This is a genomic window from Sulfurimonas sp. ST-27 (assembly GCF_048081595.1).
GTDB lineage: Bacteria > Campylobacterota > Campylobacteria > Campylobacterales > Sulfurimonadaceae > Sulfurimonas > Sulfurimonas hydrogeniphila.
On record NZ_CP182226.1, the window covers coordinates 423,171 to 434,626 of the forward strand.

15 protein-coding genes are annotated in these 11,456 nt (G+C 35.7%); 8 read left to right on the plus strand and 7 right to left on the minus strand.

Translation table 11 applies throughout. The features are described from left to right. Positions 1 to 13: 13 nt before the first annotated feature. Both ACM66U_RS02255 and ACM66U_RS02260 read right to left on the minus strand, forming a co-directional pair. Positions 14 to 709 (minus strand): response regulator transcription factor, encoded by a 696-nt coding sequence (locus ACM66U_RS02255; protein WP_418641031.1) that lies wholly within the window; start codon positions 707 to 709, stop codon positions 14 to 16. Beyond that, the gene (locus ACM66U_RS02260; RefSeq protein ID WP_418641032.1) at positions 706 to 2,586 is read right to left on the minus strand and encodes a 7TM diverse intracellular signaling domain-containing protein; all 1,881 of its coding nucleotides are present in this window, start codon (positions 2,584 to 2,586) and stop codon (positions 706 to 708) included. The genes ACM66U_RS02255 and ACM66U_RS02260 overlap by 4 nt, the downstream gene beginning before the upstream one ends. A 157-nt stretch (positions 2,587 to 2,743) precedes the next feature. Between ACM66U_RS02260 and ACM66U_RS02265 the strand changes: the two genes are divergently transcribed. From ACM66U_RS02265 to ACM66U_RS02285, 5 genes are all read left to right on the plus strand, one after another. Continuing rightward, complete coding sequence (locus ACM66U_RS02265) at positions 2,744 to 3,460, plus strand: DUF4852 domain-containing protein (protein WP_418641033.1); 717 nt, start codon at positions 2,744 to 2,746, stop codon at positions 3,458 to 3,460. 71 nt (positions 3,461 to 3,531) lie between these two features. Next, positions 3,532 to 3,756, plus strand: a complete 225-nt coding sequence (locus ACM66U_RS02270) for a hypothetical protein (protein WP_151901024.1) — start codon at positions 3,532 to 3,534, stop codon at positions 3,754 to 3,756. A 35-nt stretch (positions 3,757 to 3,791) separates the two neighbouring features. Beyond that, entirely contained in the window at positions 3,792 to 4,286 is a 495-nt protein-coding gene (locus ACM66U_RS02275; RefSeq protein ID WP_418641034.1) for a hypothetical protein, read from the plus strand. 58 nt (positions 4,287 to 4,344) lie between these two features. Continuing rightward, the gene (locus ACM66U_RS02280; RefSeq protein WP_418641035.1) at positions 4,345 to 5,613 is read left to right on the plus strand and encodes a diguanylate cyclase; all 1,269 of its coding nucleotides are present in this window, start codon (positions 4,345 to 4,347) and stop codon (positions 5,611 to 5,613) included. A gap of 7 nt (positions 5,614 to 5,620) precedes the next feature. Continuing rightward, positions 5,621 to 5,743, plus strand: coding sequence for a hypothetical protein (locus ACM66U_RS02285; protein WP_269138896.1), 123 nt, complete (start codon positions 5,621 to 5,623; stop codon positions 5,741 to 5,743). Positions 5,744 to 5,765: 22 nt separating this feature from the next. On the opposite strand, the gene ACM66U_RS02290 is transcribed toward ACM66U_RS02285, so the two are convergent. The 4 genes from ACM66U_RS02290 to ACM66U_RS02305 form a co-directional block, all read right to left on the minus strand. Continuing rightward, positions 5,766 to 6,362, minus strand: a complete 597-nt coding sequence (locus ACM66U_RS02290; RefSeq protein ID WP_151901021.1) for a peroxiredoxin — start codon at positions 6,360 to 6,362, stop codon at positions 5,766 to 5,768. 74 nt (positions 6,363 to 6,436) lie between these two features. Next, positions 6,437 to 6,691 (minus strand): hypothetical protein, encoded by a 255-nt coding sequence (locus ACM66U_RS02295; RefSeq protein WP_151901020.1) that lies wholly within the window; start codon positions 6,689 to 6,691, stop codon positions 6,437 to 6,439. Next, positions 6,672 to 7,100 carry an arsenate reductase ArsC gene (locus tag ACM66U_RS02300; RefSeq protein ID WP_151901019.1) on the minus strand — a complete coding sequence of 143 codons (429 nt, stop codon included), beginning with the start codon at positions 7,098 to 7,100 and terminating at the stop codon, positions 6,672 to 6,674. Before ACM66U_RS02300 ends, ACM66U_RS02295 begins: the two co-directional genes overlap by 20 nt. Then, positions 7,097 to 7,420, minus strand: coding sequence for an ArsR/SmtB family transcription factor (locus ACM66U_RS02305; protein ID WP_418641036.1), 324 nt, complete (start codon positions 7,418 to 7,420; stop codon positions 7,097 to 7,099). The genes ACM66U_RS02300 and ACM66U_RS02305 overlap by 4 nt, the downstream gene beginning before the upstream one ends. A gap of 362 nt (positions 7,421 to 7,782) precedes the next feature. On the opposite strand from ACM66U_RS02305, the gene ACM66U_RS02310 reads away from it, so the two are divergent. The 3 genes from ACM66U_RS02310 to ACM66U_RS02320 are packed head-to-tail and all read left to right on the plus strand — an operon-like array spanning position 7,783 to position 10,103. Further along, a complete protein-coding gene (locus ACM66U_RS02310; RefSeq protein ID WP_418641037.1) occupies positions 7,783 to 9,045 on the plus strand; it encodes an arsenic transporter in 1,263 nt (420 codons plus the stop codon). 57 nt (positions 9,046 to 9,102) lie between these two features. Further along, entirely contained in the window at positions 9,103 to 9,549 is a 447-nt protein-coding gene (locus tag ACM66U_RS02315; RefSeq protein ID WP_346389340.1) for a type II secretion system protein, read from the plus strand. 56 nt (positions 9,550 to 9,605) lie between these two features. Then, positions 9,606 to 10,103 carry a prepilin-type N-terminal cleavage/methylation domain-containing protein gene (locus tag ACM66U_RS02320; protein WP_418641038.1) on the plus strand — a complete coding sequence of 166 codons (498 nt, stop codon included), beginning with the start codon at positions 9,606 to 9,608 and terminating at the stop codon, positions 10,101 to 10,103. A gap of 113 nt (positions 10,104 to 10,216) precedes the next feature. On the opposite strand, the gene ACM66U_RS02325 is transcribed toward ACM66U_RS02320, so the two are convergent. Further along, positions 10,217 to 11,455 carry a type II secretion system F family protein gene (locus tag ACM66U_RS02325; RefSeq protein ID WP_346389342.1) on the minus strand — a complete coding sequence of 413 codons (1,239 nt, stop codon included), beginning with the start codon at positions 11,453 to 11,455 and terminating at the stop codon, positions 10,217 to 10,219. Position 11,456 lies beyond the last annotated feature (1 nt).

An 11,456-nucleotide genomic window follows, 5' to 3' on the forward strand; every position in this document is an offset into this window, starting at 1 on the left:
GAATGAAATTATTTCATTCCACTTGCTGCAAGGGTTTAAGAGTATACAAACCACCATATATATTTATTAAAATTCCATCAGGGAGTTTTTTTCGAAGCTTCTTTATAAGTGTTCTTATAGAAGCAGCACTGTATTCTTTATCATTGTTCTCCCAAATGTTAACAAAAATATCAAATGAATTGAGCGATTTGTTTACATTGAGACATAATAGATGCAAAAGTTTCGTTTCATAATTACTTAACAAAATCAATGTATTATTGACAAAATATTCTTTTGTATCCAAATTATATGTTGAGATTGTATTCAAGTGTATAATATTCTTGGTAAAAGATTCAGTTTTTAATAATTCCAATGCTATATCTATACTCTGTGTTAATTCTTTTCTTTTGATAGGTTTTACTAAATAGTTAAGCATTTGCATACTTAAAGCCTCAAGCAGTTTTTCTTTTTCAGAGTGTGCAGTAAGTATAATGATTTGTGTATGTTTGGAGATTTTTCTTATCTCTTTTGAAAGTTCCAAGCCTGATAAAAAGGGCATTGTAATATCTGTAAGAACAATGTGAGGGGAATGTGTCTTGTATAAACTAAGCGCTTCTTCTCCGTTGTCAGCCTCATAAACAGTACAATTGTATCGACTTTTTATATAGGCAATATGATTTTTCCTTGTGGTGTACTCATCTTCTGCATACAGTAGTGTAAAATTTTTCATAATATTATGCTAAACAGCGCTCCTTTTTGAGTGTTTTTGACATACAATTCTCCTTTTAGACTATTTTCTACCAGCATCTTTGCCATATATAGACCAATACCGATTCCGTTTGATTTAAATTTGGTTGTGAAGTAGGGTTCAAAAATTTTCTCTAAAATTGTTGTATCTATACCGCCTGCATTGTCTTCAACTTCAATAATGGCTTTTCCATCTGCATTCTTTAATGTAATATGAATTTTCCTATATTCCATATTTTTATTTTTAAATGCATCGACAGCATTAATTAAAAGTACATGAAGGACTTGAATGAAATCATTGCTGTTTATCTTTGCCGAAATGCTTTGGGAAATATCTACTTTTACTGTTATTGTTTGTAGTTTTGTATCGATTAATCGTAGTGCCTGAGAGATAAGGTCTTCTAATTTTGCTACGGTTATATTTTTAGAGCTCTCTTTAAAATAGTTGCTGAAATTTTCAATAGTCTGGGACATGTGTTGTGTAATTGTTTCTATTCGTTCTATATCTGTATCTAGTGTTTTTGGTGTAATTTTTTTTGTATAAAAATCAGCATCAATTTTCATTGCTACTGCATTAAGTTCAGATAATGGCTGTCGCCATTGATGCGCAATATTTTGTAACATTTCTCCCATTGCAGCTAATTTGTTTTGGCGCTGGAGATGATTATTTTTATGTTGATTTTCTCTTTGCAGCGTGTGTATTTGTTTTGATAATATTATGGAAAAGGAGAAAATTTCAAAAATGACAGTTATCTCAAAGAGGTATGCAATAGGTTTGCTTAAAAACCCTACATTGTAAAGCATGGTAAAAATCATTCCACCTAGAGAAACTCCCCAAATAAAAGCAAAATATTTTGCATATTTTTCTTTTTTTGTTACTGCAAGATAGATACTGACAGCCTCTAAATATAAAGCAAAAATAATGGCCAAAGGTGTCATATATTTTAGAAGATAATTCTGGTGTGAATTAAACAGAACAATCAAGACAATTAAAAACATAATTAACACAAAGGAATAATAAATTTTATTATAATTATGTAAATTTAAAAATTTATTGACAAAAAGAAAAATGGAAAAGACTACTATAGCCAAATAATAAACAGGCATATATGCCTGTTGGTAAATCAGTGTTTGGTTGTCTTGCAGAAAATATGCGATCATACCGCTTAAAGAAAGGTGATGTATAAAAATCATTGCTATAAAAAGAGCATAATAAAAATAACTTGAATTGTCACTGTGAATACTTATACTTATTGCATAGATAAATGCAACAAGCAAAATACTAAAAAAAACAGTTAAGAGAAGCTGATGACGAAGTTCTTCATTTTTATACACTTTGTAATCTTGTAGTTTTAGATGAAAATGGAGCGAGTGGGTCATAGGACGAAGTGCAAAAAGAAAAGTTTTTTCTTCATGGGGACGAAGTGAGACTTCAAATGTGAAAAAAAGTTCGTTTCTGAATTTTTTTCTTTGCAGAACACCGTTTTTCTCTTTTCTTTTGAGTGTATTATTCGCATCGATTTCATAAAAATCGCAAACAGCAAGGTTTGGTGCATCAAGGGTAAAATAGCGTATTATTTGTTTGTTTGAAGTGTTTTTAAGAATAGATTTTATCCAAAGTGTGTCTTTGAAAATATATCCAAAATTAAAAAAATCTTTTGTGCTGTTTTGAAATAATATTGATTTTTGCAGTATGTCACTCACTGATTTTTGACTGTTTTTATCTAAAAACCAGGAGCTTTCTTTCAAGAGATTAAGATTACTTGTATTTTCATTTATGGACGTAATGCTTTGTGCATTAACAGACAATTGCATCAGCAAAAGAAGAGAAAAAAAATACTTATATGTTGAAAATTTCAATAATGGGCCTTATGCAGTTGCAATATTATTTCGAAAGTGTATCATTTTTACATAAAGAGAATCTTTTTATCCGTTTTTTTATAATAATTAATATTTTTCACATTTGGCACACACTTTTTTTATAGAATTTCGTGAAATTAAAACATAAAGGAAATAAATGAAGAAAGTAATACTTGCAGGAATACTAACAATGAGCGCCAGCCTTTTTGCAGAGGTCGATTTAAATGAACATAAAACTATTGACAAGATAGCATTAGCAGGATTAAATGCAAACATAGCAAAAGTTGATAAAGCTGCAGCCGGTCGTTGGTATTTATATCAGGGAGAAACAGCTGTTTGGAAAAAAGTAAGAAATGATGAATTTGAACTTGACGGTGCAATTGAAGAGGCATATACGCATTTTCTAAATAAAATAAAAGAAAATAAAGACATAATTGGACAAACAAGTGTATTAAGACTGGGGGCACAGTTTGGAAAATATAACTTTAAAAAACAAGAGTTTCCTCTGTCACTTATGAGTAAAAATTCGTATATATCATATTATGGATCCGTTTTGGCATATAACGGGAAGACTAAATTGTCATTTGATAATATTAATCCTAATAATACAATACTTCCAATGATAAAAGCAGATGCTAAGCAATTTATGAAAGCAAGAAAGAACAGCAGAGGCAGTGTAGATAGAGATTTGACTGCAAAATATTCTTATGTAATTAAAAAAATAATCTCTTCATCTGAAAATATTGAACAATGTCAGGAAAATTTTCGCGGATGTAGTGATGATATTAATGTGAAAGTGATCGGACATATAACGAAGCTGGAAATTTTAGGCAAAGATGGCAAAGTTTTAAAAACATATGACAACTATAAGTAAAAGTACAGATAACTGAAAAACGGAGGAATTAAAATGAGTGCAAAAAAACAAAGAGTAGAGGTCAATAGATAATGAAAAAAGTTTTATTAACAGTAAGTATTTTAGGTATAGTTATGTTTTCTGGATGCAGTTCTGATTCAAAAGAGTCTTTAAGACAAGAAATGAAAACACTTTTTCAAGATTGTTATAATTTGAAATATTCAAAAGAGGAATGCAGAGAAAAAGGTGTAGAACTTGGAGAAAGAATCAAAGACTTCAACAGAGGAGCCTCTTCAGAAGATAAAATCCGATTATAGTCCATAAAATTCTATCAAGAATGCAAGGTAGTGCAATGAATAAAGTGATAATTACTATGATAATCTTACTGAACGGATTAGTCTATGCTGATTCTTATAGCAAAAAAAATATTTTAGGAGTATGGGAGGTTTCGTCAGTAAAACCAAATGGTTTTGTCTCCTTTGGAAAAGAATTTTCAAAAACCAGAGGTGAAATTTATACTCTTTCCTTTAACAAAAGGGGAGAAGTGAAAAATAAGACGACAAATACTGTGTATAACTATGAAGTTGTCAATGGAAATTTGAAAATCTATCCAACGAAAACATATAAAAAAAACTATAAAATCAAAGATAAAAGACATTATGACCTGTGGAAAATCTCAAAGAACTACGAGAATTGTTACCAAGCTAATATAGTGCAGAAAAAAATTCCGGGTTATTATCGTAAAAACGGGTATAAATGGTGTAAAGTACAAGAGTATCCGAAAATTATATTTAGTGTATTTCCGTCTTCTTCTCTGCCACAACAAACAATGAAAAATCCCAATTAAGCTTTTTGGCAGAAAACAAAGGTTATCATTTAAATATATTAAAAAAGGGAAAGAGTAGATGCAAGCTGCGGACAGAAGTGTTACTATTGCAATAGATGAACTTCCTGATAATGTTGTTATTTATAAATTTGAAGAGAATGATTTTATTTTTGTGGATTTAAATAAAAATGTTGAGAAAACTGAAAATATTTCCAAGGAGAAGCTGATAGGCAAAAAATTGACAGAAACGTTTCCCGGGGTCAAAGAGTTCGGGCTTTTTGATGTTTTGTTGCAGGTCCATGAAGACGGCAAAGCAAGAGATCTTGACACAAGGCTTTACAAAGATGAGAAGCTCAGCGGCTGGCGATATAACAGTGTAAGAAAACTGCCAAACGGTGAACTGATAGTCTTTTACAAAGATATGACGAGGTGTAAGCAGATGGAAGAAGAGTTGTATTATCTGGATAAAGAAACAGTGCTTGAGAGAAAAAAAGTGCAACTTCTTGCACAGGCTCTGGAACAGACTGATGACATGGTGTTGATTACCGATGCAAAGGGTATCATAGAGTATGTCAATGATTCTGTGATTGAAAAAACAAAATATGAGAGAGAAGAACTGATAGGCAACAAAACAAATATTTTTAAATCAGGAAAACATACACAGGAGTTTTATAAGAATCTTTGGGAGACAATACTCGCTGGAAAGAATTATCATAATATTCTGATTGATAAGACAAAAGATGACAGGCTCTATTATGCAGACTTGAAAATAACACCGCTCTTTGATGAAAACAGAAATATTCAAAACTTTGTTTCCACAAGTACAGATATAACAAGCCGCATTGAGATGGAAAAAGAGCTGAAGAAACTGGCAACCATAGACAGCTTGACGGAAATATACAACCGTTACAAAATAGATGATGCGATAAATATAGAAATACAAAGATATAAACGCTATAAAGAACCGTTTTGCATACTAATGTTTGACATAGATCATTTTAAAGTTGTCAATGATACATACGGCCATGATATAGGAGACAGAGTGTTAAAAGCTTTGAGTCGTCTGGTTTTGAAGCATATTCGCAAAACTGATATATTTGGTCGCTGGGGAGGTGAAGAGTTTGTTGTCATACTGGAAAATACAACAAAAGAGAAGGCTGTTGTCATTGCCGAAAAAATAAGAAAGAGAGTTGAGGCATATACTATAGATAAAAAATATAAAATCACGATCAGTATAGGCGTTGCCGAGTATCAGGAGCCGCAGACGAGAGAAGAACTGGTGAAAAAAGCAGATGACGCTTTGTACAGAGCGAAACAAAACGGGAGGAATCAGGTTGTTGCTGCATAAAAATTTATTGTTGGTTTTATTGTTGGCGGTTGTCAGTTTCAGCGGATGTGTATCGCATCAGGATAAAGGGTATTATGAAAGAGCAAACAAGGCAAGCGAGAAAGCACTGCAGAAGCTAGACAGAGAGTAAAAACTCTCTTATCTAAAGATTTTTATAACTCTTTTTCGTGTTTTGCCAAGTACTCGGCAACACCTTCGGCGTCAGGTTTCATACCCTCGTCACCTTTTTCCCAGCCGGCAGGACAAACTTCACCGTACTCATCAGTAAACTGCTGTGCATCGATCATTCTGAGCATTTCATCAACATTACGTCCAAGTGGAAGGTCGTTGATAACCGCATGACGAACAATGCCTTTGTCATCTATTAAAAATGAACCGCGAAGTGCTACTGCATTGTTTAAAAGTACATCATAAGCACGGGAAATATCTTTTGTCAAGTCTGCAACAAGAGGGAAATTGATACGGCCGATTCCGCCTTTTTCAACCGGAGTTTCTCTCCATGCAAAGTGAGAAAACTGTGAATCAACTGAAACACCTACAACGTTCACACCTCGTTTTTGAAATTCATCGTATCTGTGAGAAAATGCAATGATTTCAGATGGGCAGACAAAAGTAAAGTCTAACGGGTAAAAGAATACTACAGTACCTTTTTCACCGAAATTTTCGCTTAATTTGAAGTCTTCTACGATTGAGCCATCAGCTAAAACTGCTGTAGCTGTAAAATCTGGAGCTGGATTTGTTACTAACATATATATGTCCTTGTGTTTAATTTTATAAACCGATTCTATCTAATTTTTACTAATAAAAATCTATATTTTTTGAGTTAATTTATAACTTTTGATTTTGCCAGTGCGGCTTCTATCTCTTGGGTGCTTACATCACCGTCAAGCTTTAACGAAACATCGCCGTCTTTTCCGCTGACAGACATATTTTTGATTTTGCTTTTTGTGGCATCACTCATACATTCGCATTTTCCTGTGGCACAGTTTTCTACCATGGAAACGATATTTTGCTTTTTGACTGCACCACTGAAGGAAATTTTTACACCGCTGTCTGTTTTATTTACTTTTCTGTTCATCGCATAACTCCTCTTTTATGATTGGCAATAACTTTTTTTCTATTAAATTGAGAGTTTTTTCATACTCCGCTTCTGCTTTGCCGCTTGGATCTTCAAAGCTTACATGTAAGGTCTTTACCGCTTTGGCAAAGACGGGACAGCTCTCTTTTGCAGCGTCACAGACCGTAATGACCAGATCAAAAGGAGTATCCAGCACCGTTTCAATCACCTTTGAATGATACTCATCTTTCCAATACCCTTTTTGTTTGAGCAGTGCCTGTGCGTGAGGGTTTACCTTGCCGCTTGCTTTGACACCTGAACTTTGGGCATGCACACACTCACCAAGTTTCGCATTGACAAGGGCTTCGGCCATGATGGAGCGGCAGCTGTTGCCGGTGCAGAGAATTAAAACTTCTTTTTTTTGACTCATATTTTACATGCTCCGTTTTGGGATGATTTTTTCAAAGGCGGCAAGGCTGTTTCCAAATGCCGAATTTCTCTTAAAGCCTCTGTGCGAAACCTGTCAAGCGGTGAGCGAATAGCATAAAATCCCCAGGTGCCTTTTCTCTCAACTCTTAAAAATCCGGCTTCTTTGAGTATTTTCAGGTGCCGTGAGAGGCGTGACTGAATCATATCAAGCGATTCCTGCAAATCACAGACACAACACTCCCCGTGTTCATCCAAAAATCGCAGTAAAAGGACTCTTGTTTCATCATTTAATGCCGAAACAGTTTTTAAAAATATTTCCATTGCATCCTCCGTTTGCAAAATTATAGCAGATTAAAATACAAATATCAAGATATATTGATTTATAGATTTTATTTCGTTATACTTTCACCAAAGCGTACAAATTATGCAGGACAATTACAACAGTCACGAAAGTTGTAACAGCCGGCACTGAAGTACCGGTTCCGAGGTGTTTTTGGAATAGAGACTGCGTCATGAAGTGAAGTAACTTTTTGGGAACCTGTACTTCAGTGCGGGCTTTGTGTCTTTTAAGCTTGATGCCATTAAGTTAAACAGCTTTTTCGGAACCGGTACTTCAGTGCCGGCTGGGAGCAGTAGGGCTGCAACAACAGTATTGATTTTAAAAATAGTATAAAAGGTGAAGTATGGTACTTGCATTTGGTTTGTTTTTAGTGACATTGGTTTTTATCATCTGGCAGCCCAGAGGTTTGCAGATTGGGACAACGGCGGTTATTGGCGCTGTCGTCGCTCTAGTGCTGGGTATAGTGAGTTTTGATGATGTGCTCACAGTGATAGATATAGTCTGGGATGCGACACTCTCTTTTATAGGCATTATCATCCTTTCCATGGTACTGGATGAAATAGGCTTTTTTGAGTGGGCAGCCATTAAAATGGCGCGTCTCAGCGGTGGAAACGGAAACAAAATGTTTGTCTATATTTTACTCTTAGGGGCAGTTGTGGCAGCTTTCTTTGCCAATGACGGGGCAGCTTTGATTTTGACACCGATTTTATTGGCAAAGATGAAATACCTGAAAATGAAACCCTTGCCTATTTTTGCTTTTTTAATGGCAGGCGGTTTCATAGGCGATGCCGCATCAAATCCTCTGGTCATTTCAAACCTGACAAATATCGTAACAGTAGGCTACTTTGACATAGGTTTTGTGGAGTATGCCAAAAATATGTTCCTGCCAAATCTTTTGAGTATTTTTGCTTCCATTGCTGTTTTATGGATTTACTTTCGAAAGGATATTCCTTTACATGTAAACGTAGAAGCCTTGCCTGAAGCCTCTACAGTCATAAAAAGCTCTGTAATGTTTAAAATTTCATGGGCTTTTTTGGTACTTTTGATGTTGGGCTATTTTATAGGCGATAGATTTCACCTGCCCGTGTCTCTCTTTGCACTCGGCGGGGCATTAGTGTTTTTGGCAATTGCCAACCATTACAAGGCTGTCAAACCAATAATGACCATAAAAGCGGCACCCTGGCAGATTGTATGGTTCAGTATCGGGCTGTATGTTGTGGTGTACGGCTTGAAAAATGCAGGATTAACGGACATCATTGCTTCATGGATAGCAATGCTCAACACACAGGGCACAACGGTAGCTGTCATAGGTACGGGCTTTTTGTCGGCCGTTATCAGTTCTGTGATGAACAATATGCCGACAATTATGATTATGGACATTGCTATTGACAAAGTCGGATATATAGGCAATGAAACTTTGGTATATGCCAATATACTCGGAGCAAACCTTGGACCGAAAATGACACCCATAGGTTCTCTTGCAACACTGCTGTGGTTACATGTACTCGCACAAAAAGGAGTAAAAATAGGCTGGGGCGAATACATGAAAGTAGGAATTGTAGTAACACCTCCTGTTTTATTTATCGCACTTTTGGGATTAATTTAAGTTTTTTAAGTTTTAAGCCGATATAATGAGTATGATATATTAATATAAGGAAGTAGTATGAAAAGAAGCGGTTTTACTCTTATCGAGCTCATCTTCGTAATTGTGATCATTGGTGTTTTGGCAGCGGTAGCTGTTCCGAAATTTAAAAACTTGAAACAGAGTGCAGAGTCAAATTCTGTTATAAAGAATGTAATTGATGGGGCGCAAAGTGCTGTAAGTACTGCTGTAAATATGCGAGATTTAGAAGGCAATACAACTTATGTATTAAGTGATATAGTTTCTCTTAAAGGAAAAGGTTGGAGATATACAACAACTCCTGCAGACGGAAATTATACATATACAGACCCTGTAGGTGGGAATGTGGTAGGTTCAATAGCTTTGGATAAAACAAATAACAAAGTTATATATGCAATAGATTGTACTCAATTTAATGATGCTAAAACACAAACTAAGTGTCAAAACGACATCAATGCTACATCAATAACTGAGAGTTTAGATTTTTAATTAAAACAAAAAGAAGGGCAATAGCTCTTCTTTTTTTTCTTTTATAAAGGGCTTGTTTGAAAAAAGCATTTACACTCATAGAGCTAATTCTTGTTATTGTAATCATCGGTGTTTTAGCCGCAGTTGCTATACCAAAATTTAGTCACCTCTCTTCAAATGCCAAAATCTCTTCTGAAATGGCAACGGCTGCGACGGTGCAGTCTGCACTCGATGATATTCATGCCGACTGGATAACCGCTGAGGGTACATTCAGCTGGGGAAACGGCAACAGTATTGACTGCAACAACGGGAGTGATGCTCTTTTTGACTGTGACAACGGTTACCCTAAAAAACTGGGTGAGTGTGCAGCAACAAATTCCCAGGCTTTTAAGTATCTGCTGAAAAATCCGGCAAGTGTGGATGCAAAATGGAGCTGCACTGCAAACAACGACTACCACGGACCGGCATCAAGCACAAACAGCGGTATTGGCGAAAACAGCAGTGACAAACCTGACAGTACAGACCATTGGGAATACAATGATGTCAACGGAACTTTTATACTTATAGAGGGATAGAACTTTCTTATAAATTTGACATTTTGTGTATAATCCATAAAGCAAATCCCAGTATAAATGCACTTACAATTGCTATACCGATACTCCCTGTCTCTATATCCATTCTGACTCCTTTAGTTTGCCATATCGACCATATTCCACATTGGCAGGAAAATTCCAAGTGCAAGCATTAAAACAAATCCTGCAATTGCCCCGAGCAGTATAGGCTCTATCAGTGTAGCAATATTGTCGACAATATAGCTGAATCTGTCTTTGTAAATCTTGACAACTTTTTGCAGCATTTTATCCAAACCGCCACCGGTTTCACCCGCTTTTATCATCTCAACAACCATATTTTCAAAAAGTTCTGTCTCTTCAAAACCCTGGTTCAGACTTTTCCCCTCTTCGATAGCACTCGCAATTCTGTCTACTTTTTGTTTGATGTAGACATTGTCTATAATTCCGGAGGCTATGCGCAGAGCTTCAAGCATGGGAATTCCTGCTTTGACAAGTACGCTGAACACATAGACAAAACGACTGATCATTGCAAAAAAAGTTGCTTTGCCGATAATGTAAATTTTAAGTATCAGTTTATCCAAAAACATATGAACTTTGTCGCTCTTTTTATACATGTAAGAAATAGTAAGCGCCAAAAATACAGCACCAGCAAGAATATAGGGACCATAGACACGTAAAGCATACTCCAGCCAGAGTAAAAACTTTGTCGGCAGAGGCAGTTCCATTTGTGAACTTTCAAAGATAGACTTAAATTGGGGAATAACAAAAATTGTCACAACACTAAATGCGATACCCATGGCTGTCACGATGACCAGCGGATAGCGTGTGGCTTTTTTGAATTTTTTTCGGTTGTCCAGAATGTCTTGGAGTATATCGGTGAGATGTGTGAGTGATTCGGCTATTTGGCCTGTCTCTTCACCAAGCTGAATCATGGCAACAGTGAGACTTCCAAGCTGCTCTTGAAACGGAAGCACGGAAGCATAAAAACCTTTTCCGCTCTCTATGTCGTTTAAAACCTTTTCAAATATGGCTTTGAGCGCTTTGTCCTCCTGGTGTTTTGTTACTTCGCTGAGTGTATAGTTGAGAGGAAGCCCTGCATCAAGCATAATTGCCATTTGATCGAGCAGTGCTATGAGCCTCTCCTGATCAACTTTTCCCTTGCCGACAGGATCGTTGTATTTTGCCAAAAGGTCTTGAAATGACTGTTCAAGCGGTTTTGAAGTCTCTTGAATTTTTACAAGAACGCCAAGTTCCATTTCAAAAAACTTCTCCATGGCTTCTATCTTGTTTTGTGCTTCGAGAACAACAGAGGAACGTTTTTTCCCAAATTTGTAATCAATTTTAAAATACTTCACC